This window comes from Lutimaribacter pacificus, from assembly GCF_900142185.1.
In the GTDB taxonomy this organism is placed as follows: Bacteria; Pseudomonadota; Alphaproteobacteria; order Rhodobacterales; family Rhodobacteraceae; genus Lutimaribacter; species Lutimaribacter pacificus.
In genome coordinates this window covers 321,558-347,938 of the sequence record NZ_FQZZ01000002.1, presented here as the reverse complement: position 1 = coordinate 347,938, position 26,381 = coordinate 321,558, and the positions used below count along the sequence as shown (strand labels likewise).

At 66.8% G+C, this 26,381-nt stretch carries 29 protein-coding genes; 7 read left to right on the top strand and 22 right to left on the bottom strand.

What is annotated here, in order from left to right; genetic code table 11:
• Positions 1 to 3: 3 nt before the first annotated feature.
• From F3H87_RS07710 to F3H87_RS07685, 6 genes are all read right to left on the bottom strand, one after another.
• A complete protein-coding gene (locus F3H87_RS07710; RefSeq protein WP_149787999.1) occupies positions 4 to 624 on the bottom strand; it encodes a LysE family translocator in 621 nt (206 codons plus the stop codon).
• A complete protein-coding gene (locus tag F3H87_RS07705; RefSeq protein ID WP_149787998.1) occupies positions 624 to 1,007 on the bottom strand; it encodes a GFA family protein in 384 nt (127 codons plus the stop codon). The genes F3H87_RS07710 and F3H87_RS07705 overlap by 1 nt, the downstream gene beginning before the upstream one ends.
• A complete protein-coding gene (locus F3H87_RS07700) occupies positions 1,000 to 1,581 on the bottom strand; it encodes a flavodoxin family protein (protein WP_149787997.1) in 582 nt (193 codons plus the stop codon). The genes F3H87_RS07705 and F3H87_RS07700 overlap by 8 nt, the downstream gene beginning before the upstream one ends.
• On the bottom strand, positions 1,581 to 3,167 hold the full coding sequence (locus tag F3H87_RS07695; protein ID WP_149787996.1) for a GMC family oxidoreductase: 1,587 nt from the start codon (positions 3,165 to 3,167) through the stop codon (positions 1,581 to 1,583). The genes F3H87_RS07700 and F3H87_RS07695 overlap by 1 nt, the downstream gene beginning before the upstream one ends.
• Before the next feature lie 57 nt (positions 3,168 to 3,224).
• Positions 3,225 to 4,202 carry a Hint domain-containing protein gene (locus tag F3H87_RS07690; RefSeq protein WP_149787995.1) on the bottom strand — a complete coding sequence of 326 codons (978 nt, stop codon included), beginning with the start codon at positions 4,200 to 4,202 and terminating at the stop codon, positions 3,225 to 3,227.
• Between the two features lie 88 nt (positions 4,203 to 4,290).
• Positions 4,291 to 4,749, bottom strand: coding sequence for an Lrp/AsnC family transcriptional regulator (locus tag F3H87_RS07685; RefSeq protein ID WP_149787994.1), 459 nt, complete (start codon positions 4,747 to 4,749; stop codon positions 4,291 to 4,293).
• A 144-nt stretch (positions 4,750 to 4,893) separates the two neighbouring features.
• Between F3H87_RS07685 and ald the strand changes: the two genes are divergently transcribed.
• Positions 4,894 to 6,012, top strand: coding sequence for an alanine dehydrogenase (ald, locus tag F3H87_RS07680; RefSeq protein WP_149787993.1), 1,119 nt, complete (start codon positions 4,894 to 4,896; stop codon positions 6,010 to 6,012).
• Positions 6,013 to 6,038: 26 nt separating this feature from the next.
• A complete protein-coding gene (locus F3H87_RS07675) occupies positions 6,039 to 6,746 on the top strand; it encodes an SGNH/GDSL hydrolase family protein (RefSeq protein WP_149787992.1) in 708 nt (235 codons plus the stop codon).
• 6 nt (positions 6,747 to 6,752) lie between these two features.
• Here the strand turns inward: F3H87_RS07675 and F3H87_RS07670 are convergent, their stop codons facing one another.
• Together F3H87_RS07670 and mscL are read right to left on the bottom strand one after the other, a co-directional pair.
• Positions 6,753 to 7,559 carry a mechanosensitive ion channel family protein gene (locus tag F3H87_RS07670; RefSeq protein WP_149787991.1) on the bottom strand — a complete coding sequence of 269 codons (807 nt, stop codon included), beginning with the start codon at positions 7,557 to 7,559 and terminating at the stop codon, positions 6,753 to 6,755.
• Positions 7,560 to 7,667: 108 nt separating this feature from the next.
• On the bottom strand, positions 7,668 to 8,099 hold the full coding sequence (mscL, locus tag F3H87_RS07665) for a large conductance mechanosensitive channel protein MscL (protein WP_149787990.1): 432 nt from the start codon (positions 8,097 to 8,099) through the stop codon (positions 7,668 to 7,670).
• A 142-nt stretch (positions 8,100 to 8,241) separates the two neighbouring features.
• On the opposite strand from mscL, the gene F3H87_RS07660 reads away from it, so the two are divergent.
• Positions 8,242 to 8,940 (top strand): glutathione S-transferase family protein, encoded by a 699-nt coding sequence (locus tag F3H87_RS07660; RefSeq protein ID WP_149787989.1) that lies wholly within the window; start codon positions 8,242 to 8,244, stop codon positions 8,938 to 8,940.
• Positions 8,941 to 9,079: 139 nt separating this feature from the next.
• Here the strand turns inward: F3H87_RS07660 and F3H87_RS07655 are convergent, their stop codons facing one another.
• Together F3H87_RS07655 and F3H87_RS07650 are read right to left on the bottom strand one after the other, a co-directional pair.
• Positions 9,080 to 9,376, bottom strand: coding sequence for an AzlD domain-containing protein (locus F3H87_RS07655; protein WP_149787988.1), 297 nt, complete (start codon positions 9,374 to 9,376; stop codon positions 9,080 to 9,082).
• Positions 9,373 to 10,053: an AzlC family ABC transporter permease gene (locus F3H87_RS07650; RefSeq protein ID WP_149787987.1), complete on the bottom strand. Its 681-nt coding sequence runs from the start codon at positions 10,051 to 10,053 to the stop codon at positions 9,373 to 9,375. The genes F3H87_RS07655 and F3H87_RS07650 overlap by 4 nt, the downstream gene beginning before the upstream one ends.
• 102 nt (positions 10,054 to 10,155) lie before the next feature.
• Between F3H87_RS07650 and F3H87_RS07645 the strand changes: the two genes are divergently transcribed.
• Positions 10,156 to 10,608, top strand: a complete 453-nt coding sequence (locus F3H87_RS07645) for an Lrp/AsnC family transcriptional regulator (protein WP_149787986.1) — start codon at positions 10,156 to 10,158, stop codon at positions 10,606 to 10,608.
• A 33-nt stretch (positions 10,609 to 10,641) separates the two neighbouring features.
• Here F3H87_RS07645 and F3H87_RS07640 read toward each other — a convergent pair whose 3' ends face one another.
• The 5 genes from F3H87_RS07640 to dgcN form a co-directional block, all read right to left on the bottom strand.
• Positions 10,642 to 11,547, bottom strand: coding sequence for a patatin-like phospholipase family protein (locus tag F3H87_RS07640; RefSeq protein ID WP_149787985.1), 906 nt, complete (start codon positions 11,545 to 11,547; stop codon positions 10,642 to 10,644).
• A 280-nt stretch (positions 11,548 to 11,827) separates the two neighbouring features.
• A complete protein-coding gene (locus tag F3H87_RS07635) occupies positions 11,828 to 12,691 on the bottom strand; it encodes a D-amino-acid transaminase (protein WP_188129194.1) in 864 nt (287 codons plus the stop codon).
• A 55-nt stretch (positions 12,692 to 12,746) separates the two neighbouring features.
• A complete protein-coding gene (locus tag F3H87_RS07630) occupies positions 12,747 to 13,376 on the bottom strand; it encodes a PolC-type DNA polymerase III domain-containing protein (protein WP_149787984.1) in 630 nt (209 codons plus the stop codon).
• Between the two features lie 4 nt (positions 13,377 to 13,380).
• A complete protein-coding gene (dgcA, locus tag F3H87_RS07625) occupies positions 13,381 to 14,346 on the bottom strand; it encodes an N-acetyl-D-Glu racemase DgcA (protein WP_149787983.1) in 966 nt (321 codons plus the stop codon).
• A 95-nt stretch (positions 14,347 to 14,441) separates the two neighbouring features.
• A complete protein-coding gene (gene dgcN / locus F3H87_RS07620) occupies positions 14,442 to 15,446 on the bottom strand; it encodes an N-acetyltransferase DgcN (RefSeq protein WP_149787982.1) in 1,005 nt (334 codons plus the stop codon).
• Between the two features lie 321 nt (positions 15,447 to 15,767).
• On the opposite strand from dgcN, the gene F3H87_RS07615 reads away from it, so the two are divergent.
• The gene (locus tag F3H87_RS07615) at positions 15,768 to 16,724 is read left to right on the top strand and encodes an L-malyl-CoA/beta-methylmalyl-CoA lyase (protein WP_149787981.1); all 957 of its coding nucleotides are present in this window, start codon (positions 15,768 to 15,770) and stop codon (positions 16,722 to 16,724) included.
• 50 nt (positions 16,725 to 16,774) lie between these two features.
• Here F3H87_RS07615 and F3H87_RS07610 read toward each other — a convergent pair whose 3' ends face one another.
• Entirely contained in the window at positions 16,775 to 17,161 is a 387-nt protein-coding gene (locus F3H87_RS07610) for a type II toxin-antitoxin system death-on-curing family toxin (protein ID WP_149787980.1), read from the bottom strand.
• Positions 17,158 to 17,382, bottom strand: coding sequence for an AbrB/MazE/SpoVT family DNA-binding domain-containing protein (locus F3H87_RS07605; protein WP_149787979.1), 225 nt, complete (start codon positions 17,380 to 17,382; stop codon positions 17,158 to 17,160). The genes F3H87_RS07610 and F3H87_RS07605 overlap by 4 nt, the downstream gene beginning before the upstream one ends.
• Before the next feature lie 146 nt (positions 17,383 to 17,528).
• On the opposite strand from F3H87_RS07605, the gene deoC reads away from it, so the two are divergent.
• Positions 17,529 to 18,518 carry a deoxyribose-phosphate aldolase gene (deoC, locus tag F3H87_RS07600; RefSeq protein WP_149787978.1) on the top strand — a complete coding sequence of 330 codons (990 nt, stop codon included), beginning with the start codon at positions 17,529 to 17,531 and terminating at the stop codon, positions 18,516 to 18,518.
• A gap of 46 nt (positions 18,519 to 18,564) precedes the next feature.
• Positions 18,565 to 20,910, top strand: coding sequence for an aldehyde dehydrogenase family protein (locus F3H87_RS07595; RefSeq protein WP_149787977.1), 2,346 nt, complete (start codon positions 18,565 to 18,567; stop codon positions 20,908 to 20,910).
• Positions 20,911 to 20,925: 15 nt separating this feature from the next.
• Here F3H87_RS07595 and F3H87_RS07590 read toward each other — a convergent pair whose 3' ends face one another.
• From F3H87_RS07590 to purH, 5 genes are all read right to left on the bottom strand, one after another.
• On the bottom strand, positions 20,926 to 22,239 hold the full coding sequence (locus F3H87_RS07590) for a M16 family metallopeptidase (RefSeq protein WP_188129193.1): 1,314 nt from the start codon (positions 22,237 to 22,239) through the stop codon (positions 20,926 to 20,928).
• Positions 22,236 to 23,567, bottom strand: a complete 1,332-nt coding sequence (locus tag F3H87_RS07585; protein WP_149787976.1) for a M16 family metallopeptidase — start codon at positions 23,565 to 23,567, stop codon at positions 22,236 to 22,238. Before F3H87_RS07585 ends, F3H87_RS07590 begins: the two co-directional genes overlap by 4 nt.
• 82 nt (positions 23,568 to 23,649) lie before the next feature.
• Positions 23,650 to 24,174, bottom strand: a complete 525-nt coding sequence (locus F3H87_RS07580; RefSeq protein ID WP_149787975.1) for a DUF3035 domain-containing protein — start codon at positions 24,172 to 24,174, stop codon at positions 23,650 to 23,652.
• 50 nt (positions 24,175 to 24,224) lie between these two features.
• Entirely contained in the window at positions 24,225 to 24,707 is a 483-nt protein-coding gene (lspA, locus tag F3H87_RS07575) for a signal peptidase II (RefSeq protein WP_149787974.1), read from the bottom strand.
• A 72-nt stretch (positions 24,708 to 24,779) separates the two neighbouring features.
• A complete protein-coding gene (gene purH, locus F3H87_RS07570) occupies positions 24,780 to 26,372 on the bottom strand; it encodes a bifunctional phosphoribosylaminoimidazolecarboxamide formyltransferase/IMP cyclohydrolase (RefSeq protein WP_149787973.1) in 1,593 nt (530 codons plus the stop codon).
• Between the last annotated feature and the right edge of the window lie 9 nt (positions 26,373 to 26,381).

Here is a 26,381-nt window from a genome sequence, read left to right as displayed (position 1 = left end):
GCCTCAGTCCATCACGATCCGGGCGGCCAGCGCGCCAAAGACCAGCGCCGATAGCTTGCCCATCACGCCCGAGGCACGGCCCACGGCCGTGCCCAACCACCCCGCGCCCGCGCCATAGGCGCCGGTGATCGCCAGACCGGTCAGGGTGAACATCGCGCCCAGAACGGCCATCTGCTGCCAGACCGGGCCGATGGCGGGGTCGGTGAATTGCGGCAGGAAGGCCATGATGAACAGCGCCACCTTGGGGTTCAGCGCGTTGGTGACGAACCCGCGCCAGACCGCGCGGCCGGTGCGCGCGGCACCCTGTCGCGGATCGGGCGGCGGCGCGCGCCACGCCTTGACCGCCAGCCAAAAAAGATAGGCCGCGCCAAGATAGCGGATCGCGTCATGGGCATGGGGGATGGCCAGGATCGCCGCCGAAACGCCCAGCACCGCCAGCGTCACATGCAGCACCGATCCCAGCGCCACGCCCAGTGCCGCCGCCATCCCCGCGCGCGGCCCGCCCTGCGCGCCGCTGGCCATGGCGAACATCACGTCCGCCCCCGGCGTGAGGTTCAGCATGACCCCCGCCAGCAGGAAGGTGACGACCGTCGCGGGCTCCATCGCGGCAAGGGTGGCCAGCATCAGAACCGATCCAGCGCCGGCAGTCCGTCGGCGATGTCGTAATAATCGGACTTGTCCTCGACGAAGATATGCTTGGCCAGCCGCGTGCCGGTGGGGGTGTCCAGCGCCCCCGCCGCGACCGATGTCTTGCCCTCGCCATCCATGCGGTAGAACAGGCTGGACCCGCAGGTGCCGCAAAAGCCGCGCTGCGCGAACCCGGACGAGCGATACCAGCGCAGCGCCTCCTCGTCCGCGATCGTCAGCGCGGCGTCATCAACCAGCGTGCCGGCCCAGACATGGCCCGATGTCCGGCGGCACTGGCTGCAATGGCAGGCCACCGGCGGCGACAGCGGTGCGTCGATCACGAAACGCACCGCCCCGCATTCGCATCCACCCTTATGCATGATCGTATCTCCCTTCTTCCTGATCGGCCCAGCGCCTTGCGGCACGGGCGATGCGCGCCCCGAAACGCCGGGCGGTTTCCAGGTCGCCCGGCGGGATCAGTTGCGTCTTGTCGCGGTCCGACACCGCCCCCAGCCCCAGCCACACACCACTCTGGTTGATATCGGGGTTCTCGGGTGACACCGGCGCACCGATCTGGTCCTGCCCGACCCAGACCATGCCGTGCTGCATGGCGAATGTGAACATCTGTTGCAATGTCACCAGCTTGTCGCCGCCGGGAAAGATCGCCACCGTGAATCCGGCGGCCAGCTTGTCGGCCCAGCGTTGTTCGGCCCAGAGGTCGCCCGTGGCATCCATGAAGGTTTTGAACCCCGCCGCTGCGCTGCCCATGTAGGTGGGCGAGCCCATGACGATCGCGTCCGCCGCATCCAATGCCTGCCAGTCCGTGCCGGTCATCCGCGCAACGTCGATAAGCCGCGCGTTGCAGCCGTTGTCGCCCAGCGCGACCGCGACCTCGTCGGCCAGCCGCCTTGTATGCCCGCGACCCGAGAAATAGGGGATCGCCACATCCGGCATCACGCCCCCCGCCCGAGGATCATGTCGGCGGCTTTCTCGGCGATCATGATGGTGGGCGAGTTGGTATTGCCGCTGGTGATCGTGGGCATCACGCTGGCATCCACGACGCGCAGCCCCGCCACCGCCCGCATCCGAAGCTGCGGATCGAGCGGCGCGGCCTTGTCCGACCCCATGCGCACGGTGCCGACCGGGTGAAAGATCGTGGTGCCGATATCGCCCGCGGCGCGCACCAGGTCGCCCGCATCGTCGCTGTCGATGCCGGGCTTGATCTCTTGCGGCTGGTATTTGCCCATCGCCGGTTGCGCCATGATCGCGCGCGCCTGCCGGATCGCCGCGACCGCCACCTGCCTGTCGCCCTCGGTCGACAGGTAGTTCGGCGCGATGCGCGGCGCGTCATGCGGGTTGGCACTGGCGATTTCGACCACGCCACGGCTTTCGGGGCGCAGGTTGCAGACGCTGGCGGTGATCGCCGGGAAATCGTGCAGCGGCTCGCCGAACGCACCCAGCGACAGCGGTTGCACGTGATATTCCAGGTCCGGCGTGTCCAGTTCGGAGCGCGAGCGGCTGAAGGCGCCCAGCTGGCTCGGCGCCATCGACATCGGCCCCGACCGTTTCAGCGCGTATTCCAGCCCGATCATCGCCTTGCCCCACAGGCTGTTGGCCAGGGTGTTCAGCGTCTTGCCCTGCGCCAGCCGCCAGGCGCAGCGCAGTTGCAGGTGATCCTGCAGGTTCGCCCCGATCCCCGCCACGTCATGCTGCACCCCGATCCCGTGGCGTTGCAGCAGGTCGCCCGGCCCGATCCCCGACAGTTGCAGGATCTGCGGGCTGCCGATCGCGCCCGCGCTCAGGATCACCTCGGCCCGCGCGGTCGCGCGCTGCACGGTGCCGCCGCGTTCGAACTCGACCCCCACGGCGCGGCCATCGCGCAGGATCACGCGGCGGGTATGGGCCTTGGTCAGAACCTGCAGCTTGTCGGTATCGGCCGTGCGCAGGAATGCCTTGGCCGTGTTCATCCGCCAGCCCGACCGCTGGTTGACGCGGAAATACCCGACGCCCTCGTTATTGCCGGTGTTGAAATCGCTGACCTCGGGCAGACCCCAGTTCGCGGCGGCGGCCATCCAGTCATCCAGAAGATCCCAATGCAGGCGCTGGTTCTCGACCCGCCATTCGCCGCCCGCGCCATGCATGTCGCTGGGGCCTTCGACGAAATCCTCGGACCGTTTGAAATAGGGCAGCACATCGTCCCAACCCCAGCCGGTATTGCCCATCTGCCGCCAGCCGTCGTAATCCGCCGCCTGCCCGCGCAGGTAGAGCATCCCGTTGATCGACGAGCATCCCCCCAACACCTTGCCCCGCGGATAGAGCAGCGCGCGGCCGTTCAGGCCCGGTTCCTCAACGGTGCGGAAACACCAGTCGGTGCGGGGGTTGCCGATGCAATAGAGATACCCCATCGGGATATGCACCCAATGGTAATTGTCCTTGCCCCCCGCTTCGAGCAGCAGCACGGAATGGCCTGCTTCAGACAACCGCTTGGCCAGAACACAGCCCGCGCTGCCTGCCCCGACGATGATGTAATCATGCTCCATCCGCTTACTCCCCCCTTTGCTTGCGGCAATCTGGGGGAAAGCGCGGGCAAGTGCAATCTACAGCATGGCCAGCCGCGCACCGTGCCGCAGGGCGCCGGCCCCGGTCAGAATGCAGGCCTCACGATAGGTCAGGACCGGGCGCGCGGTGCGCTGCGGCGTCCGCTCCGGCCCGTCCGGGGTGACCCAGGGCGGCACATGCATCAGGCTTTCGCAGGCCGCGCCCTCGGCCAGCAGCAATTCGTGGTCTGCCAGCATCAGGTGGACATAGGTCACCCGCGCGCAGGGGCGCAGCCGCACCGCCCTGCCGTCGATCAGCGCCCGGACCGGGATCAAAACCTCGGGCGCGGCGAACAGCAGCTCGGCCCGCGCCGAACGCCACAGCACCATGTGTTGCTGCGACAGGCGCAGCGGCGCGGTGTTGCCCAGAACGCCCGCCGCGATCTCGACCGGGGCATTGGCACCGCGCCCGGCCACGCTGCGCTGTCCAACCCATGCGACCGGCCGGGCACCATGGTCGACGGTCGTCACCGCGTCGCCGGGGCGGATATCGGCCACAACGCGCGCGCCCAGCGGGGTGTCAATCCGCGTTTCGGCGGCGAAACAGACGAATTCGTGGGTATAGGCCGCATCCTGATCGGTCGAATAGAAACGCGGCGGGGTGCTTCCGACAAAGTTGTCGGAATACCAGCCGTCGATATCGAAGCCCGGCGTCCAGATGACCTGAACCGGGTTGCCGTCCTGGTCCTGCCCCTCGAACATCACAGCGCCGCAGCCATCTGCGGGCGGCGGTGCGTCCGAGCGGATGACGGTCGCGTTGGCGATCGACAGGGTGCCATCCGCACCCTCAAGCCGCAGATCGTAGGTATCGCCGATGTCGAACCGGCGCGGATCGGCATCCCCGTCCTTCGCGGTAATCACAAGGCCCTGCCACGCCGACAGGGGATAATCGAAACCCGACGTATTGCCGCCGCTGTTTATGTTCGCCCCGGTTGCGGTCGCAAATTTATTGCCCGCTGCAAAAATACTGAACGCCATGATCCACACCCCTATGGCGTGGAATGAACACCGCCAGCCGTTAACCCGAACCAAACGCGACGGGGGAAAATGAACGGGATTTTAGCGGTTACACCGGCAGCGCCGTGGTGCTGATCACCGTGCGCAGGGCAAAGCTGGATTGCATCTGCGTCACGCCGGGCAGGCGCGACAGGTGCTGGCGGTGGATGCGGGCGAAATCGTCGGTATTCTCGGCCACCACTTTCAGGATGTAATCCGCCGTGCCCGCCATCAGGTGACATTCCTGCACGTTGGGGATACGCGCCACCGCCTTTTCGAACGCATCGAGGATATCGTCGGTTTGCCCGCGCAGCGTGATCTCGACATAGACAATGCTGGCCACCCCCATCTTGCGCGCGTTCAGCAGGGCGACATAATCGCGGATATACCCCTCGGATTCGAGCCGCTGCACCCGCCGGTGGCAGGCCGAGGGCGACAGGTTCACCGCCTCGGACAGCTCGGCGTTCGAGATGCGGCCGCGTTTCTGGAGGACTGAGAGAATTCGCCGATCGGTCGGGTCCAGCGTCATTTCCGGCGTTTCCTTCGCTCATTACTCTATTTTGTCGAAGATTATTCACAAAACAGGTTGCGATGCGACCTGAATTTCAAACCCATTGCGCGTGAACCGCGACATTCTGTCAGATATGCTCAGGGGCAAGGAAGGAGGCCGCACATGAAAATCGGTTGCCCGAAAGAGATCAAGCCGCAGGAATTCCGCGTCGGCATGACCCCCAATGCCGCGCGCGAGGCGGTGGCACATGGCCACGAGGTTCTGATCGAAACCGGCGCCGGGCGCGGCGCGGGTTTCGAGGATACGGATTACACCGATGCCGGCGCGCGCATCGCCGATACCGCGCAAGAGGTGTTCGCCACCGCCGACATGATCGTCAAGGTCAAGGAACCCCAGGCGCCCGAGCGCAAGATGCTGCGCGAGGGGCAGGTGCTGTTCACCTATCTCCACCTTGCCCCCGACCCCGAGCAGACGCATGACCTGCTGGCATCGGGCTGCACCGCGATCGCCTATGAAACCGTGACCGACGACCGTGGCGGCCTGCCGCTGCTGGCGCCGATGTCCGAGGTCGCCGGGCGGCTGGCCCCGCAATGCGGTGCCTGGGCGCTGCAAAAGGCCAATGGCGGCAGCGGTGTGCTCATGGGTGGGGTGCCCGGCGTGCGCCCTGCCAACGTGGTGATCATCGGCGGCGGTGTCGTCGGCACCGCTGCGGCGCGCGTCGCCAGCGGCATGGGCGCGAACGTGACCGTGCTCGACCGCTCGGTGCCGCGCCTGTCCTACCTGGACGACGTGTTCATGGGCCGCCTGACCACGCAATACTCCGATCAGGCCGCCATTGCCGAGTTGCTGGCGCGCGCCGACATGGTGGTCGGCGCCGTGCTGATCCCCGGCGCCGCCGCGCCCAAGCTGGTGACGCGCGACCAGCTTGCGCTGATGAAGCCCGGATCGGTGCTGGTGGATGTCGCCATCGACCAGGGTGGCTGTTTCGAAACCTCGCGGCCGACCACCCACCAGGACCCGGTCTACGAGGTCGACGGGATCGTGCATTACTGCGTGGCCAACATGCCCGGCGCGGTGGCGCGCACCTCGACCATCGCGCTGGGGAACGCCACGATGCCCTTCATGCTGGCGCTGGCCGACAAGGGCTGGCAACAGGCCTGCGCCGACGATCCGCACCTGCTGAACGGGCTGAACGTGCACGCGGGCAAGCTGACCTATTACGCGGTGGGCAAGGCGCTGGGGATCGACGTCACCTCGCCGCAACTGGTCGTCAAGGGCTGAGCGCGCCCGGCCGGGGAACGCACCCGATGGCGACGCGATACGCGAAATACGCGCTGGCCCCGGTTCTGCTGGCCCAGGGGCTTGCCCTGCGCCGGCGCGCGCTGCGCCTGCCCGAACCGCCGGGGCCGCGCCACGGCGCGGCGGGCACCGGGCCGGCGCTGTCGCTGCTGATCGCCGGTGACAGTTCCGCTGCGGGCGTCGGCGCACCGCATCAATCGCAGGCGCTGAGCGGGCAACTGGTCGCCCGCCTGTCGGAAAACACCCATGTCACCTGGCGGCTCGAGGCGCATAGCGGCGACACCACCGCCGCCTGCCTTGCCCGCCTGCACGCCTTGCCGCCCGCGCGGTTCGACGTGGCGGTGTTGGCGCTTGGCGTGAACGACGTGGCGCGCGGCCTGCCGCTCCGGCTGTGGCTGCGCCGCCAGCGGGCGCTGCACGAGCTGCTGCGGCACAAGTTCGGCACCCGCGCGATCTATGCCTCGGGCCTGCCGCCGATGGGCCGGTTTCCGCTGCTGCCGGCCAGCCTGAAATGGGTGATGGGCGGCGAGGCGCGCAGGCTGGATGCCGGCCTGGCCGCGATGGCCGCCGGGCAGCCCGACCTGCATCACGTTCCGTTCGACCAGACGCTCGATCCCGCGATGATGGCCGGGGACGGGTTTCACCCCGGCCCGCAGCTCTATGCGCTCTGGGCCGGGGTGCTGGCGGGCCGCATCCTTGCCGACCGCCCCGCCTGACGGTATTCAGCCGGCCTTTTGTATCTCGACCGAGTGCGGATAGGGGATGCTGATGCCGCGCGCGTCGAACGCTTCCTTGACCGCCTTGGTCAGGGCGAACTTCACCTCCCAGTAATCGGCCGCATCGACCCACAGCCGCGCGGTCAGATCGACGCTGCTGTCGCCCAGGTTCGTCACCCGCACCCAGGGCGCCGGATCGTCATGCACGCGCCCGTCGGCCTGCGCCAGTTCCACGATGATATCCATCGCCTTGTCCGCATCGTCGCCATAGTCGATGCCGAACACCAGGTCCACGCGCCGCGTGTCATGGGCCGAGAAATTGGTGATGATCGCGCCCCAGGCCTGCCCGTTCGGCACGATGATCTGCACGTTGTCGGGCGTCACAAGCTCGGTCACGAACAGGTTGATGTCCTTCACCGTCCCCGAGGTGCCGCCGATATCGACGAAATCGCCCAGCTTGTAGGGGCGGAACAGGATCAGCATGACCCCGGCGGCCAGATCGCTCAGCGTGCCCTGCAGCGCCAGGCCGATGGCCAGAGTCGCCGCGCCCAGCACCGCGACAAGCGACGTGGCCTCGATCCCGAACAGCCCCAGAACGGCCACCAGCACCATCAGCAGAATCACCCACTTGACGATCGAGGCGGCGAAATTGCCCAGCGTCGGGTCGATCCGCGGCGTCGCGTTCACGCGCTTTCGCACCATGCCGCTGACCATCCCGGCGACCATCCAGCCGACCACCAGAACGACCAGCGCCTTGACCGCGTTGATGACGAGCGGCGCATAGGCGCCCAGTTCTTCGATAATACCCTGCATTTGAATACCTCCTGTTCGCGTCCTCCCAGCGACTGCCAGACCGGCGCCGGGATCGCAAGCAAAAGGCCCACGTTGCCGCGGGCCTTTCCGTTGCGCATAAGCGCGTTGTTACTTCTTCAGCGCGTCGCGGATTTCCACCAGGATATCCAGCTCGCTCGGGCCCGCCGGCGCCTCTTCGGCCGGGGCCTCTTCTTCCCGGGCGGCGGCATCCTTCACCTTGTTGACATAGCGCACCAGCATGAAGACCACGAAGGCAATGATCAGGAAGTTGACGACCGCCATCAGGAAGGCGCCATAGGCGAACACCGCCGCGCCTGCCTCGCGCGCGGCTTCCAGGCTGGCCCCTTCGGGCACTTCGCCGGCCAGAACGACGTAATTGTTGGTGAAATCCAGCCCGCCGGTGAACAGCCCGATGATCGGGTTGATCAGGTCACCCACAAGCGAGGTGACGATGGCGGTAAAGGCCGCGCCGATGATGATACCGACCGCCATGTCCATCACATTGCCCTTGGCAATGAAATCCTTGAACTCCTGAAACATGTGTCCCTCGTCCTTTATATATCATGTTCCGGGGCCGCTTGCCGCGCCCCGGTTAACCTTAGCGCGATTTGTCGGAAAAATACCGGCTTTTTGTCAGGGGAAATTCGGCCTAGGTTTCCCGTAAACCACTCCGAGGCCCTTCATGACCTTTCCAGACGATTTCCCGATCACCCGCCGCTGGCCGCCCAAACACCCCGACCGGCTGCAGCTTTATTCCTTTCCGACGCCCAACGGCGTCAAGGCGTCGATCATGCTCGAGGAAACCGGCCTGCCCTACGAGGTGCACAAGATCACGCTGTCGGATGCGGACGTGAAAAGCCCCGAGTTCCTGTCGCTCAACCCCAACAACAAGATCCCCGCGATCATCGACCCGAACGGCCCCGGCGGGCAGCCGCTGGCGCTGTTCGAAAGCGGCGCGATCCTGATCTACCTCGCCGAAAAGACCGGGCAGTTCCTGCCCGCCGATCCGGCGGGGCGCTACCATGCGATCCAGTGGCTGATGTTCCAGATGGGCGGCGTGGGGCCGATGTTCGGGCAGCTTGGTTTTTTCTACAAGTTCGCCGGCAGCGATATCGAAGACCCCCGCCCGCGCGAGCGTTACATAAACGAGGCGCGCCGCCTTCTCGGTGTGGTCGAAACCGCGCTCGAAGGGCAGGACTGGATCGCCGGCGACTATTCCATCGCCGATATCGCGCTGGCCCCATGGCTGCGCGCGCTCGATTTCTACGAAGGGCGTGAGGTGGTGGGCTGGGCGGATCACCCGCGCACCGTGGCCTATCTGGATCGCTTTCTCGACCGTCCCGCCGTGCAGCGCGGCCTGACGATCCCGCCGCGCGACTGATCGCGGCCCCACGAACCGCTGCCCGCTGTTTCCTCTCTCTGGCAATATCCCGGGGGCACGGGGGCAGAGCCCCCAATCCGTCGTTGCAACGTGACGGAAGGCGCGGATATGCCCGGCATCGCCAACCCCGGTCGCGCGCCTAGCCCCCTGCCCATGCAAGGCCTGCATAGGCAAGGACACCGATGCACATCGTCGCGATCACATGGTTCGTCAGAACCGCCACGGCCAGCGCGACCGCCGCGGCAACCCAGGTCTGAAACGGTTGTCCGGCCAGGGACGCGGCAACCAGGCTGACCACGATCAGCCCGGGAAGATCGTCCAGCAGCCACGCGTGGCGGGACGACCTGATCCTGTCGCCCGCGACCAGCCCGATCAAACGGATGGAAAAGGCCGCAACCGCCAGGGTCAGGACAAGTATCCAATGGCCCCCGCTCATGCCGCACCCCGTCCGAACCGCCGCACAGCGCAGGAGGCAATCAATCCGCAGGCCGCCCCGACGACGATGGCATAGGCCCTGGGCAGGCCCAGCGACACGACGGTGACGGTCGCGCCGAACGCGACCAGCCACGGCAGCGCCACCACCCGGCCACGCCAAAGCCCCCTGGCCATGGCGATGAACGCCGCGGTGAAAGCAAAGCCGAGGCCGAATTTCTCCAGATCGGGCAGCACGGCCCCGACAATGGCGCCCGCCGTTGTCGAGATCGTCCAGACGCCGATCATCACGACCCCCGACCCGATCAGGAACGACGCGCCGACATTGGGGGTCCGGGCCCGCTCGGCCATCGTAAGGGCCCAGTTCTCGTCGCCGGTGATATGGATGGCCAGCAGCTTTGCCCGCAGGGAAAGACCGGCAAGGATTTCCGACAGCGACGCGATGATCCCGACATAGCGCAGGTTCAGCGCCGCCCCCGCCAGCGCCGCGCCCAAGACGCCCGAAGCACCGGAAAACTGTTCGACCGCGACGATCTGCGACGATCCGGCATGAACCGACGCGCTCATCAGGCCGACGCCCCACCACGGAAACCCGACCTGGGCGGCCAGCAGGCCAAAGGCGAAACCATAAAGCGCGGCCCCGGCGGCAAGAGGAACGATAGCGATTGCACCCTGTTTCATGACATCATGAATACGCGGTTCAGGTGATGCGATACACAAGGTTTTTCGCAAATTCATGATCTGATACGATCAGAAATCACCCCAATGGGAGGAAAAGAGATCATGGACGCCACCGATCGCCAGCTTCTCGGCATCCTGCAGCAGAACGCGCGGACCTCCATTCAGGACATGGCGGACCGGGCCGGGATTTCCACGGCTTCTGTCCAGCGCCGGCTAAAGGCCCTGCGGGATACCGGGGTGATCCTGAAAGAGGTGGCCGTTCTCGACCCGAAAAGGATCGACCTGGGCGTAACGGCGATCGTTTCGGTCGAACTCGAACGGGATCGCCTCGATCAGATCGACGCCTTCAAGCGAAAGGCCCGCGAAGACAGCCAGGTAACCAATTTCTACTGCATCGCCGGGGACGCCGATTTCATAATGATCGTCGTGGCCAGGGACATCCCGGAATACGAGGAATTCACGTACAGGTTCTTTTTCGCCGACAGGACGGTAAGGAAGTTCCGAACATCCATCGTGGTTTCGACCGAAAAAGTGACGCTCGCGCTTCCGGTCTGACGATGTTTCCGCGGCCCGTCACGCCCGGCAGGATCACAGCCGCATCACCTGCGCGATGGCGTCGGCATTCTCCCGGACCAGGCGGTGCCCCTCCTCGATGGCCTCGCGCGCGCGGTGGAAATCAAGCACCGACAGGTCGGACAGATGCGCATCGAGAAGCACATGCGGCGGATCGCCCGCAAGCTTGGTGCGGCGAATGCCATCCGTCATGATGTCGATCGAGGCCGACAGAACGTCCAGGTAATGCGGCGCCGCCTCTTTCCCGTTGTTGTTCAGCAGCATTTCGGCGACCGGGGCGGGCAGCATGCGCAGCCGGTCGCCCCAGGATTTCCACAGCGTCACACCCTGCTGTTCGCGCTCGGCCCAGAACGTGCCGTCCAGCCGGCCGTTCGGATTGACCGCGATGACCACCTCGGCCCCCAGGACGCGGCAGACACTGACCGGCACCGGGTTCGTCAACCCCCCGTCGAGAAACCAGCGGTCGTCGATCCGTATCGGGCTGATCACCCCCGGCAAGGCAACCGAGGCGCGCACCGCGTCGGCAAGGTCGCCCTTCGTCATCCAGACCTCGCGCCCCGTTGCCATGTCGGTCGCAACCAGTGCAAGGGGAATGGGCAGGTCCTCGATCTGCTGCTGTTTGACAAGCCGCCGTATCGTGCTGGGAATCTCACCGCCCTGGATAAGCCCGCCCGAGCCCGGCCTGACATCGAGCATTCCGAAGAACTGCCGCCCCGTCAGGTTGCATGCCCAGTCCTCCAGCGCATCAAGGCTGCCGCCCGCGTAAATCGCACCTACGAAAGCCCCCATCGAGGCGCCCGAGATCACGTCGGGCCTGATCCCCATGGCCTCAAGCTCCCGCAGGACGCCGATGTGACACCAGCCCCGTGCGCCGCCACTCCCGAGGGCGAGCCCGAGTATCGGCCTTCGCTGAGCAACCATCGCAAGCACCCCCGTTCATGTCGTCCGGCCCGCACCGCGCCGATGCGCAGCTTCGTCATAGCACATGATCCGGCCCCGTGGTGCCGAATGCTGCAGGCGCATCATTCAGGCGGCATCCTGGCCGTGGCTCATGTCATCCCGCTGACAGCCCCGCATGGCGGACAGTGGACAAAGGCCCTTGCGTTACCACGCAAGAGCCATTCCACATGCGGATACATCCGCCAGGAGCTTCATCACGCCCGGACAAGCCTCCGGCCCGCCCCATGCGCGCCGCACGGGATCAGACCGCCGACTTGCGGCTTTCGTCCAGGTAAATCTCGCGCAGGCGCCTGGCGACCGGGCCGGGCGTGCCGTCGCCCAGCGTCACGCCATCGACCTCGATAACCGGGAAAACGAAGGTCGAGGCCGAGGTCACGAACGCCTCGTCCGCCTCCTGCGCCTCTTCGATGGTAAAGGGCCGCTCCTCGACCTCCATCTGCGCTTCGCGGGCGAACCGCAGCACGGCGGCACGGGTGATCCCGTGCAGGATGTCGTTCGACAATTGCCGGGTGATGATCCGGCCGCCCTTGACGATATAGGCGTTGTTGCTGGTGCCCTCGGTCACGAACCCGTCCTCGACCATCCAGGCGTCGTCGCAGCCGGCCTTTTTCGCCATCATCTTGCCCATCGACGGGTACAGCAGCTGCACCGTCTTGATGTCGCGCCGGCCCCAGCGGATATCGTCGATTGCGATCACCTTGATCCCCGTCTTCGCCGCCGGGCTGTCGGCCAGCCCCGGCTTGTTCTGGGTGAACAGGACCAGCGTCGGCCGCGTGGTTTCGGCGTCGGGGAAAGCGAAATCGCGGTCGCCCGGCGCGCCACGCGTGACCTGCAGGTAGATCATGCCCTCTTCGATGCCGTTCAGGCGCACCAGTTCGCGGTGAATTTCCAGCAGCTCGTCGAACTGGTCGGGCTTGTCCATATCCAGCTCGGTCAGCGACCGTTCCAGCCGCGCAAGGTGCCCGTCAAAGTCGATCAGCTTGCCGTCCAGAACGCTGGTCACCTCGTAAACCCCGTCCGCCATCAGGAACCCCCGGTCGAAGATCGAGACCGTGGCTTCGGTTTCGGGCAGGTATTCGCCATTGACATAGACAGTGCGGGACATGATCGGGGCTCCTGTAGATTGGGTTGTCGGTTCATCGGGCGTGCGTGACCAAAGGTCAAGCCGTGGCAGGTCTGTCGTGCCGAAAATCGTCGGGGTGCAAGCGGCCCCGGCGCAGGAAATGCTGCAGGACAAGGGCCACGCTTTGCGCGTCGCCCAGCGCGTCATGGGCCTGCGCGCCCGCATCGTCCACGCCGAAATGGCCGCACAGCGTGTTGGAACGCAGGGTGACGACCTCCTCCGCCGGCACACCCGCCCTGACCAGCAGCCGCGTGGCATTGCCGAACCGCGTCGCGGGGATCGGCGGAGCAACCCCGGCAAGATAGCACGAGATGCCGACCGCAAAGATCTCGTCATTGCCCCAGGCCCAGATCGTGTCTTGCCCGGCAAAATCCGCCAGCGCCCCCAGCGCCGGTTCCAGTTCCACCCCCTCGGCCGCGATCCGCGCGTCACCGATGCCGGTCAGCCGGGTGAACAGCGGCGACAGCGGCCAGACCGCGCCCGCCCGGTCGCGCGGGATCACCACCCGTTCGAACCTGTCGAGGATCGGGAAATCCCCCTCCAGCCCCAGCCGCACCGCGCCGATCTGAACCAGCACCGGGTCCGGGTCGTCCGGCCCGCACCAGAACCGCTGCGGCGCACCCGCATCGGTCAGGAACTCGACATCCCAGACAATCGCCGTTTTCATCCCGTCACCCCCACAGCGCGGCGGATGGCGGATGCACCCCTTCGGCATCGAAACGCAGCGCGTGGTAGCGGTCCTCGGCCAGCAGAAGCGGCCCGTCGAGATCGGTCACCATCGCCCCCTGGGCCACCAGCGTGGCAGGCGCCATCGCCAGCGACGACCCCACCATGCAGCCCACCATGATGTCATAGCCCTCGGCCAGCGCCTCCTGCTTCAGCGCCAGCGCCTCGGTCAGCCCGCCGGTCTTGTCCAGCTTGATGTTCACCACGTCATACTTTCCCTTCAGCCCCGGCAGGCTTTCGCGGTCATGGGCGCTTTCGTCGGCGCAGACGGGCACCGGGCGCTCCATCCCGATCAGCGCCGCGTCCTCGCCCGCGGGCAGCGGCTGTTCGACCAGCGCCACCCCCAGCCGCACAAGATGCGGGGCCAGGTCGGCATAGACCGCCGCCGACCAGCCTTCGTTGGCATCGACGATGATCCGCGCCTTGGGGGCGCCGCGCCGCACGGCCTCCAGCCGGGGCATGTCGTCGGGCGTGCCCAGCTTGATCTTCAGCAGCGGGCGATGCGCGTTTTTCGCGGCCTGCGCCTCCATCTCGACGGGCTCGGCCAGCGACAGGGTATAGGCGGTGATCTCGGGCCCCGGCGCCGGCAGACCGGCCAGTTCCCACACGCGCTTGCCCGCGCGCTTTGCCTCCATGTCCCACAACGCGCAATCCACGGCGTTGCGGGCCGCACCGGCGGGCAGCAGATCGTACAGCGCCTGCCGGCCGAACCGCTCCGGCAGCCCGGCGATCTCGGCCTCGACGCTTTCCAGCGTCTCGTCATAGCGCGCATAGGGTACGCATTCGCCCCAGCCGGTCACGCCCGCCTCGGTGATGCGCACGGTCAGCACCTTCGCCTCGGTCCGCGATCCGCGGCTGATGGTGAACACCTGCGCCAGCCGAAAGACATCCCGCGTGACCTCAACCTGCATGACCCTGCTCCTTCATCTTGCCTGAAATACTCCGGGGGGGGAGGCCGCAGGCCGGGGGGCAGCGCCCCCCTTTGCCCCGCCGGCCCCAGCCGCGCTCAGGTCATCGCCATCAGCGCATCCACCAGCTTGCCCGAACCGAACCGGAACGGGTCGGTCGCCGGCAGGCCCAGCCGGGTCTCGATATCGGTCAGGTAGGCGCGCGCCTCGTCCTCGCCCATGTGCTGGGTGTTGATCGAATAGCCCACCACCTCGGCCGCCGGGTTGGCGACCCGCGCCAGCGTGGTGGCCATGTCCCGCACCGCCTCGAGGCTGGGCAACTCGTATCCCGGCAGCCCGCGCATATGCGCGCGCGTGGGTTCGTGGCAGACGATCAGCGCGTCGGGCTGCCCGCCATGCACCAGCGCCATCGTGACGCCGGAATAGGACACGTGGAACAGGCTGCCCTGCCCCTCGATCAGGTCCCAGTGGTCATCGTCGTTGTCGGGCGTCAGCCATTCGATCGACCCGGCCATGAAATCCGCGATCACCGCATCCAGCGGCACCCCGTTGCCGGTGATCAGGATGCCGGTCTGCCCGGTGGCGCGGAAACTCGATTTCATCCCCCGCTCGCGCATCTCGGCATCCATCGACAGCGCGGTATACATCTTGCCGACCGAGCAATCGGTGCCCACGGCCAGGCAACGCTTGCCGCGCCGTTTGATGCCGTTGGCAATGGGGTATTTCACCGACGGGATGCGCACATCGTGCAGCTTGCGGCCCGTCGCCTCGGCCACGGCCACAAGGTCGGGTTCGTCCCGCAGCAGGTTGTGCAGCCCCGAGGCCAGGTCGAACCCTTCCTCCAGCGCGGTGACAAGCACCTTTTTCCAGGCCTGGCTGATGACGCCGCCCCGGTTGGCCACGCCGATCACCAGCGTCCTGGCGCCGGCCGCCCTGGCCTCGGCCAGCGTCATGTCGGTCAGGCCCATATCCGCCTTGCAGCCCTCCATGCGGAACTGGCCCACGGCGTTTTCCGGGCGCCAGTCCTTGATGCCCTGCGCGACCTTCGCGGCCAGTTGGTCGGGCGCATCGCCCAGAAACAGAAGATACGGCGTTTCGATCATGGCGGTCCCCCTTCGGTTCGCATGTTAAACGACAGTCTCGGGGATTCGCCGGGCAAATTGCTTCGTTTCTGCGAACCACACACGAAACTCATCGAAGATTATCCTGCATCTTGCCGTTAACGCCGAAGAATCATGCAAGTTTTCACGGCGCACGAAAAACAGGCAGCGCCCGGCGCCGCCAAACCGCCGGAAATGACCACGGGCGACAGCCCCCTTGCCCCGTCACGATGCTGCAGGGCAGAATCACCTTGCACGGCATCGCGCAAATAAATATCCCCATGCCCGACAATTGCGTAATTTCCTTACCCGAAAGGTGACAAGATGAGCTTTCGCACCCAACCCGCGCCCGTGGCCCGCCCCAATCGCTGCCAGCTGTTCGGCCCGGGCTCGCGCCCCGCGATCTTCGAAAAGATGGCCGGCAGCGCCGCGGACGTGATCAACCTCGACCTTGAGGATTCGGTCGCCCCCTCGGACAAGGACAGCGCCCGAAAGAACGTGATCGACGCCATCGGCACTATCGACTGGGGCAACAAAACCCTGTCGGTGCGGATCAACGGGCTGGACACGCCGTTCTGGTATCGCGACGTGGTGGACCTGCTGGAAAACGCGTCCGAGCGGCTGGACCTGATCATGATCCCCAAGGTCGGCTGCGCCGCCGACCTCTATGCCGTCGATGCGCTTGTCACCGCCATCGAGGCCGCCAAGGGCCGGCAAAAGAAACTGGGCTTCGAGGTGATCATCGAATCCGCCGCCGGCATCGCCCATGTCGAGGAGATCGCCGCCGCCAGCCCCCGCCTGCAGGCCATGAGCCTGGGCGCCGCGGATTTCGCCGCCTCGATGGGCATGGCCACCACCGGCATCGGCGGCACGCAGGAAAACTACTACATGCTGCGCGAAGGCGCGAAATACTGGTCCGATCCGTGGCACTGGGCGCAGGCCGCCATCGTCGCCGCCTGCCGCACCCACGGCGTGCTGCCGGTCGACGGCCCGTTCGGCGATTTTTCGGACGATGACGGGTTCCGCGCGCAGGCGCTGCGCTCGGCCACGCTGGGCATGGTCGGCAAATGGGCGATCCATCCCAAGCAGGTGACGCTGGCCAACGAGGTCTTCACCCCGACCCAAGAGGCCGTGACCGAAGCCCGCGAAATCCTGGCCGCGATGGAAGAGGCCAAGGCCCGCGGCGAGGGCGCGACCACCTACAAGGGCAAGCTGATCGACATCGCCTCGATCAAGCAGGCCGAGGTGATCGTGCGCCAGGCGGAAATGATCGCCGGATAAGCAGGATCGAAACGACCGAAAGGGGCGCCCGGCAGGGCGCCCCGGAAAACTCAGATCGGGCCCAGACCGGCCGCCAGCCATTTGGCGAACCCGGCCTCGTCGACCCGCCCCGATGCAAGCCCCTCCATCATCCTGACGCCTTCGACCGGGTCGGGACGGAAGGAATACCCGTTCAGGCGCAGGAAGGTCACGGCGGTCACGAAAGCCGTGCGCTTGTTGCCATCCGCAAAAGCGCGGGCCTTGGAAATACCATAGGCATAGGCCGCCGCGATCCCGGCGATGTCGGCCTCGGTATTGACGGCGCGGTTCATTGCGCGGGCGCAGCCCATCTCCGGCAGGGCCATGTCGCGCAATCCGGGCGCACCGCCATGCCGGGCAATCTGCCGGTCATGGATGACCACGACAGCTGCCAGCGGAACCCAGACGGGCGTTTTCACGCAAGTGCCTGCAGCAGGTCGCGGTTCTCGTCCATCACGTGTTCGGCGGCAGCAAGGGCATCGGCCAGCGACGGATCATGCGCCACGAGCCTGAGGCTCCCGTCATCGCCGCGCAGCACGAAAAGCGTGTCCCCCTCTTTCACATCGAGGATGGTCAGCATTTCGGTCGTCAGCGTAATGACAGCCGAATTCCCGACCTTGCGGATCTTGGTTTCAATCATGGATCTGCCTCCGTATATGCGTCTGTATATACGCGGCAACGCCGTGCCGGGCAAGGGCACCGTCATTTTGCGCTGAGGCCGGGGCACCCTGCTTGCCAAGTGCCGGGCCCCGTGACACCCTTTTCGGTACCGAAAGGGAGGGATGGATGCAGGCATCCGACACGATCGCACAAACGCAGCTTCCGCAGGTGACGGAACCGCGCAATCCGGGCATGGATCTGGACATGGACTGGGTGATGTCAGCGCGTGCCAACACCTCGGCCATCGAACGCCGCTGCGCCACGCTGCCCGGTCGCCGCAGCGTGAAAAAGGACTATCAGGCGGCATGGCTTTGCCGCGCGATATCCTGCATCGACCTGACCACGCTGTCGGGCGACGACACGGCGGGGCGCGTCGCGCGATTGTGCGCCAAGGCCCGCCAGCCGGTGCGCGCCGATATCCTGCAGGCGCTGGGTATGGAGGGGCTGACCGTCGGCGCGGTCTGCGTCTATCACGACATGATCGCCCCCGCGAAGGACGCCCTGTCCGGCTCCGGCATTCCCGTTGCCGCGGTCTCGACCGGCTTTCCCGCCGGGCTGTCGCCCTTTCACCTGCGCGTGGCCGAGATCGAAGAAAGCGTAAAGGCCGGCGCCGATGAAATCGACATCGTGATCTCGCGCCGCCACGTGCTGACGGGGAACTGGCAGGCGCTTTATGACGAGATGCGCGCCTTTCGCGCCGCCTGCGGCCCGGCGCATGTCAAGGCGATCCTGGCCACGGGCGAGCTGGGCAGTTTGCGCAACGTGGCGCGCGCCTCGCTGGTCTGCATGATGGCGGGGGCGGATTTCATCAAGACCTCGACCGGCAAGGAAACGGTCAACGCCACCCTGCCCGTCAGCCTGGTGATGATCCGCGCGATCCGCGAATTCCACCAGCGCACGGGCTATCGCATCGGCTACAAGCCGGCGGGCGGGATTTCCAAAGCCAGGGATTCGCTGACCTATCTGGCGCTGATCAAGGAAGAGCTGGGCGACCGCTGGCTGCGCCCCGACCTGTTCCGTTTCGGCGCGTCCAGCCTGCTGGGCGATATCGAGCGCCAGTTGGAACACCATGTGACCGGCGCCTATTCCGCCAAATGGCGGCACGCGATGGGCTGACCGCACGCATCCGGCGGCGCAACAGGAGTACTTGGGGAACGATGAAATGACCGTTAAAGAGATCTTCGACAGCATGGACTACGGCCCCGCCCCCGAAAGCGCCGCCGAAGCGCTGGCATGGCTGGTCGATCAGGGCGACCGGTTCGGCCATTTCATCGACGGCGCCTTCACCGATCCCGGCGACGGGTTCGACAGCCGCAACCCCGCCACGGGCGAGGTGCTGGCGACGCTGACGCAGGCCAGTGCGGCGGATGTGGATGCCGCCGTGGCCGCCGCCCGCAAGGCACAGCCGAAATGGGTGCGGCTGGGCGGGCACGGCCGTGCGCGGCATCTGTATGCGCTGGCGCGGATGATCCAGAAACACGCGCGCCTGTTCGCAGTGCTGGAAACGATGGATAACGGCAAGCCGATCCGCGAAAGCCGCGATATCGACGTGCCGCTGGTGCACCGGCATTTCTATCACCATGCCGGGCTGGCGCAGCTGATGGACAGCGAACTGCCGGGGATGGCGCCGCATGGCGTCTGCGGGCAGGTGATCCCGTGGAACTTCCCCCTGCTGATGCTGGCGTGGAAGGTCGCCCCGGCGCTGGCGGCAGGCAATACCGTGGTGCTGAAACCGGCGGAATACACCTCGCTTACCGCACTCCTGTTCGCCGATATCTGCCGGCGCGCGGGGCTGCCCCGGGGCGTTGTGAACATCGTCACCGGCGATGGCGCGGTGGGCGAGATGATCGTGGCGCATGACGGTATCGACAAGGTGGCCTTTACCGGCTCGACCGAGGTGGGCCGCGCGATCCGCCGCGCCACCGCCGGGCAGGGCAAGCCGCTGACGCTGGAGCTGGGCGGGAAATCCCCTTACATCGTGTTCGACGATGCCGATCTCGACAGCGCGGTCGAGGGGCTGGTGGATGCGATCTGGTTCAATGGCGGGCAGGTCTGCTGCGCCGGGTCGCGCCTGATCGTGCAGGAAGGCGTGGCCGACGAGTTCCACAACCGCCTGCGCGCGCGGATGGACAAGCTGCGCATCGGCGACCCGCTGGACAAATCCATCGACGTGGGCGCCATCGTCGACCCGGTGCAGCGCGACCGCATCGCGCGGATGGTGGCGGATTGTTCCACCGGCACCGTGCACCAGTTGAACGCGCAACTGCCCGCGCAGGGCTGTTTCTATCCGCCCACCCTGATCACCGGCCTGTCGCCCAGCGATCCGCTGATGCAGGAGGAAATCTTTGGCCCGGTGCTGGTCTCGACCAGTTTCCGCACCCCGGCCGAGGCGGTGGAGCTGGCCAATGACACGCGCTACGGGCTGGCGGCAAGCCTGTGGTCGGAGAACCTGAACCTTGCGCTGGATGTCGCGCCGAAACTGGCGGCGGGCGTGATCTGGGTGAACGCCACCAACCTGTTCGACGCCGCCGCGCCCTTTGGCGGGATGCGCGAAAGCGGCTTCGGGCGCGAGGGCGGCTGGGAAGGGCTGCGCGCCTACCTGCGGCCCGACCGCAAGACGAAACCGCTGGCGCGGATCGACCCCTTCGCCGGAAACGGCGCCGACCCCGAGGGCATCGACCGCACCGCCAAGCTCTATATCGGGGGCAGGCAGGCGCGGCCCGATGGCGGCTATACCCGCGCGGTTTACGGCAAGAACCGCGCGGTTCTGGGCGAGGTGCCCATTGCCAACCGCAAGGACATCCGCAACGCGGTCGAGGCGGCGGCGGGGGCCGCGGGCTGGGCGAAAACCACCGGGCACGCCCGCGCGCAGATCCTGTATTACATCGCCGAGAACCTGTCGGCCCGCGCCGGGGAATTCGCCCATCGCATCGACGCGATGACAGGCGGGCGCAAGGGCGCGGAGGAGGTCGGGGCGAGTATCCGACGCCTGTTCACCTGGGCCGCCTGGGCCGACAAGTTCGATGGCCGGGTCAAGGGCGTACCGCTGCGTGGCGTGGCGATGGCGATGCGGTCGCCCGTGGGGGTGATCGGCGCGCTGTGCCCGGACGAGGCGCCGCTGCTGGGGCTGGTCTCGGTCATGGGGCCGGCGGTGGCGATGGGCAATCGCTGCGTGCTGGTCGCGTCCGAGCCGTTTCCGCTGGCGGCGACGGATTTCTACCAGGTGCTCGATACCTCGGACATGCCGGGCGGCGTGGTCAACATCCTGACCGGCAGCCATGCCGAGCTGGCCCCGACGCTGGCGCAGCATGCGGGTGTCGATGCGCTGTGGTCGTTTTCCTCGACCGACCTGTCCGCCCGGATCGAGGCCGACAGCGCCGCCACCCTGAAACGCACATGGGTGAACCATACCCGCGCCCGCGACTGGGCGGGTGCCGAGGGCGAGGGGCACGCGTTCCTTGAGGCCGCGACCGAGGTCAGGACGATCTGGGTGCCCTATGGCGAATGACGGCCCGCCCGCCGGTCAGTTCGCCGCCGGTTCCAGCCCCTCGGGCTGACCGACCACCACGAAGGTCAGCCGGTCGGGGTCCAGCAGTTCTTTCGCCACGCGGTTGATATCGTCCAGCGTCACCGCCTCGACCTTGTCGTTGCGGGTGGCGATATAGTCGATCGGCAGCCCCTCCATCTGCATCGCCACGATGATGTTGGCGATCGGGCCGTTGCCGTCGAACCGCAGCGGGTAGGCGCCGGTCAGGTAGGTCTTGGCATCCTGCAGTTCCTCGGCGGAGACACCGCTGTCGCGCAGTTTCCGCCATTCGTCGCGGATCACCTGGATGGCCTCGGCCACGCGGTCGTTGGCCGACGACACCGCCCCCTGCCAAAGCTGCGCCTGGTCCTTGTCGACAAGGTAGGAATAGACGCCATAGGTCAGCCCGCGTTTTTCACGCACCTCCTGCATCAGGCGGCTTTCGAACGATCCGCCGCCAAGGATGTGATCCAGCACGAAGGCGGCAAAGAAATCGGGATCGTCGCGGTCGATCCCCGGCTGACCGAACACGGCGACGGATTGCGGCGTGGGGAACGGCTCGACATGGGTGCCGCCATCCAGCGCCACCTGTGCCGGGCCGGGCAGCGGTGCGCCGGTCGCCGGCAGGTCGCCCAGCAGGTCGTCGAGCAGCGCCGACAGCTCCTCGGGCGTGATATCGCCCACCGCGCCGACATAGATCCGGTCGCGCGCCAGCGCGCCCTTGTGCGCGGCCAGCAGGTCGTCGCGGGTCAGGGCGGAAACGGTTTCGACCGTGCCGTCCTGCGGCAGGCCATAGGGGTGGTCGCCATAGACCATCGCATCGAACCGCCGACCGGCAATGTTGCGCGGGTCCTTTTCGTTGGATTGCAAAATCGACAGCAATTGCGCGCGCACGCGTTCCACCGCGTCCTCATCGAAACGGGGGCTGACCAGGCTGTCACGCAAGAGCGCCGCCGCCTGATCGCGGTTCTCGGTCAGGAACCTGGCAGACACCCGCACGGTATCGTCGGAAATATCGTAGCGGAACGAGGCGGCCAGCGACTCGGCCGCCTTGGCGAAGGCGCGGGCGTCCAGATCGCCGGCGCCTTCCTCCAGCAGCGACACCATCAGGCTGGTCGCACCCTTCTTGTCCGGCGCATCCAGCACCGCGCCGCCGCGAAAGCGGATTTCCAGCGCAGTGAAGGGGATCGACTGTTCCTCGACCAGCCAGGCGGTGATGCCGCCGGGTGTCGTAACCTCGTGGATATCGACCTCGGCGCGCGCGGGCAGCGCGGCCAGGATCAGAACGGCAGCCCAGATCAGGCGGATCATTGCGTCACCTCCTCTGCCATCAGGTAGCCGGTCACCGATGTGCGCCGGTCGAACACGGCGCGGGCGGCCTCCATCACGTCGTCGGCGGTCACTGCCTGCAACACGTCCGGCCAGGCCTGCACATCCTCGACGGTCAGGCCCTGCGTCAGGGCGCGGCCATACTGGTTGGCCAGCGTTTCGACATTGTCGCGCGCGTAGATCTGGCTGGCGCGGACCTGCATCTTGATGCGGTCCAGCTGTTCGGGATCGACGCCGGTTTCAAGGAATTCGGCCAGCGCGCGATCCAGCGCCGCCTCGGCCTCTTCCAGCGTTACGCCGGGGGCGGGCACGATGACAAGATCGAAGGTCGTGTCGTCCAGCGAACCGCCGCTGTAATAGGCGCCGGTGAACACGGCGATCTTGTCCTCGAATTGCAGCTTTTCGGTCAGGACGCTGGTGGTGCCCCCGCCAAGGATATCCGACAGGATCGACAGCGCCGCGGCCCGGTCCTGCGCGCCGCTGTCACGCTCGGGCGCAAGGTAGGAACGGCTGACATAGGGCTGCGCCACGCGCGCATCGCGGAACACCATGCGCCGCTCCGAGGTCTGCGGCGGTTCCTGCGGGCGGGCCCGGGCGGGCAGGTCGGGATTGGCGGCCAGCGGGCCGTAATGCTGTTCGGCCAGCGCGCGCACCTCGTCGGGCTGCACGTCGCCCGCGACGACCAGAACCGCGTTGTTGGGCGCGTAGTAGCGGTCATAGAACGCCCGCGCCTTGGCCTGATCCAGCGCCTCCATCTCGTGCCGCCAGCCGATGACGGGGACGCCGTAGCGATGGTTGAGGTATTGCGCCGCGTTCTTCTGTTCGCGAAACAGCGAGGAGGGATCGTTCTCGACCCGCTGGTTGCGTTCCTCGATGATCACGTCGCGCTCGGTCGCGATATCCTGCCGGGACAGTTTCAGGTTGACCATCCGGTCCGCCTCCATCTGCATCATCAGGCCCAGCCGGTCGGCGGCGACGCGCTGGTAATAGGCGGTGTAGTCGTAACTGGTAAAGGCGTTGTCCGACCCGCCGTTGCGCGCCACGGTGGCCGAGAACTCGCCCGGGGCCAATGTATCGGTGCCCTTGAACAGCAGGTGTTCCAGGAAATGCGCCACGCCCGAACTGCCGGGCGGCTCATCCGCCGATCCGGCGCGATACCAGACCATGTGCACCACGACCGGCGCGCGGTGATCCTCGATCACCACCACCTCCATGCCGTTATCGAGGGTGAATGTCGTGACGTCGTCCCGCGCCAGGGCCGGATGGGCCAGCGCGACAAGACCGAACATGAGCGCGACAAGACGCAGCATCGGCAGACCTCCTGAAGGTTACTTGGCCCAAGATACGCCACAGCCCGCGCGCCGCAAGCACCGCTGACGCTGTTGTGAGGCGTCAGCGGGTCGGCGGGGCCGATGGCGTGGGCACACCGACGCGGCGATAGGCCTGGTTGGTCTGCACCGAGTCGAGCTTCTGGTTGCTGTAGACTTCGTTATACTTGTTCTTGATGAAGATCCGCCATTTCTGGAACCGGCCACGGCGCTGGCGGAATTCCTCATCCTCCTGCGCGACGGTCTGGCGGATATTGCCCGGCACGCCGTTGCGGCTGGCGTGCTGGACAAGCGCGCCATCAGAGGCGGGCACGCCGGTGGCATCCAGCGCCGCGGGCCGGCCGCCCAGGCTGGCCACCGCATCGCCCACCGGGTTCTGGTCGACAAGGTTGCGACCGCCCGGCGTGGGCGCGGGAAGGGCGGCATAGCTGTCGGGCGCCTGCAGCGGTTTCGAGGGCAGGACCGAGAATTCGTCGGGCCCGTTATCCATCGATCGCAACTGCCGCAGATCGACCTCGCGGTCGCCGCGGGCGCAGGCGGCAACCGCCAGAACCAGAACCAATCCCATGCTCGCGCGCGTGATCCGCATCGCCCCTCTCCGTCTTTGTGTCCGAGCCATATCCGATATCGCGGGCCGCGTCACGGGGCGTTTTTCGGCGCGTCCTTCCTGCCCGTGAACAGGATCAGGCCAAAGGCCCCGGCGAAAACCGCGATATCGGCCACGTTGAAGGCATACGGGTTCTCGAACCCGCAGCAGGACATGTTGAGGAAATCCGCCACCGCGCCGTAAAGCAGCCGATCCACGACATTGCCCAGCGCGCCGCCCACCATCAGCCCTGCCGCGGCATAGCCCCAGCGCCCCGGCGGATCGCGGCGCACCCACCAGATCACGCCGCCCGCCACGATCAGCGCCACCGCGATCAGCACCCAGCGCGTCGCCGCCGATGCATCGCCCAGCAGGCCGAAATTGATCCCGTAGTTCCACGCCATGCGCAGGTTGAGAAAGGGCGGCAGCACGTCGATCTCGTGCAGGGTGCGCAGATTCAGCCAGTGGACGACCAGATACTTGGTCGCCTGATCCAGAAGGAAGGTCCAGAACCCTACCCAGAATACCAGACGCATGGCGCGTCCTCCTGCCTCTGTGCCCGCGCCCGTTACCGGCGCTTGGCGTGTTGAGGGCACGCGCCCCCGGCCCTAGTGCCGGAAGTGGCGCATGCCCGTGAATACCATGGCCAGCCCGGCCTCGTCCGCGGCCTTGATCACCTCGTCGTCGCGCATCGAGCCGCCGGGCTGGATCACCGCCGTCGCGCCGGCCTCGGCCGCGGCCAGCAGGCCGTCGGCAAAGGGAAAGAACGCGTCCGACGCCACGACCGAGCCCTTGGCCGGCGTGTCCGGCAGGCCCAGTTCCTCGGCCATGCGGCGCGCTTTCAGCGCCGCGATGGTCGAGCTGTCGACGCGGCTCATCTGGCCCGCGCCCACGCCCACGGTCGCCCCGTCCCTGACATAGACGATGGCGTTCGACTTGACGTGCTTGGCCACCTTCCAGGCGAACAGCAGATCGGCCAGTTCCCGGTCATCGGGGGCGCGTTTGGTCACGACCTTCAGGTCGCCCGCCTCGATCCGGCCATTGTCCTTGTCCTGCACCAGCATCCCGCCCGACACCTGCTTGAAGGCCATGCCGCCCGCCGCCGGATTGGCAAGGCCGGGGGTGATCAGCAGGCGCAGGTTCTTCTTGGCGGCGAATATGTCGCGCGCGCCCTGATCGGCACCGGGGGCGATCACCACCTCGGTAAAGATCCTTGCGATCTCTTCGGCGGTGTCGGCATCCAGGATGTTGTTCAGCGCGATGATCCCGCCGAACGCGCTGGTCCGGTCGCAATCGAAGGCGCGCATATATGCCTCTTTCAGCGACGCACCACGCGCCACGCCGCAGGGGTTGGCGTGCTTGATGATCGCGCAGGCCGGCCCGTCGGCGGGCAGGAACTCGCTGACCAGTTCAAAGGCCGCGTCGGTGTCGTTGATGTTGTTGTAGGACAGTTCCTTGCCCTGCAACTGCCGGGCCGTGGCCACGCCGGGGCGGTCGCTGCCATCGGTGTAGAACGCGGCCTTCTGATGCGGGTTCTCGCCGTAGCGCAGGGTTTGCGCCAGTGTGCCCGCCACCACGCGGCGGCGCGGCGCGGTGTCGCCGATGGCATCCGCCATCCAGGTGCTGACCGCCGCGTCATAGGCGCCGGTGCGGGCATAGGCGGTCTGCGCCAACCGCTGCCGGAAGGTGTAAGAGGTCTGTCCGTCATTGGCGTCCAGTTCGGCCAGCAGCGGGGCGTAATCCTCGACATCCACCACCACGTTGACGAAGCGGTGATTCTTGGCCGCCGCGCGGATCATCGCGGGGCCGCCGATATCGATGTTCTCGATGCAGGTGTCGTAATCGGCGCCCTTGGCGACCGTTTCCTCGAACGGGTAGAGGTTTACCACCAGCAGGTCGATTTCCCTGATCCCGTGCGCGGTGGCCGCGCCCATATGGGCCTCGTTGTCGCGCAGCGCCAGAAGGCCGCCATGCACCACCGGGTGCAGCGTCTTGACCCGGCCATCCATCATCTCGGGAAAGCCCGTCACCTCGGACACGTCCCGCACCGTCAGCCCGGCATCGCGCATCGCCCTGGCCGTGCCGCCCGTCGACAGCAGTTCGACCCCGCGCGCGGCCAGCGCCTGCGCAAGCTCGACCAGCCCGGTCTTGTCGGATACGGAAAGCAGCGCGCGGCGGATGGGATGCAGGTCGGTCGTCATGGGGTCAGG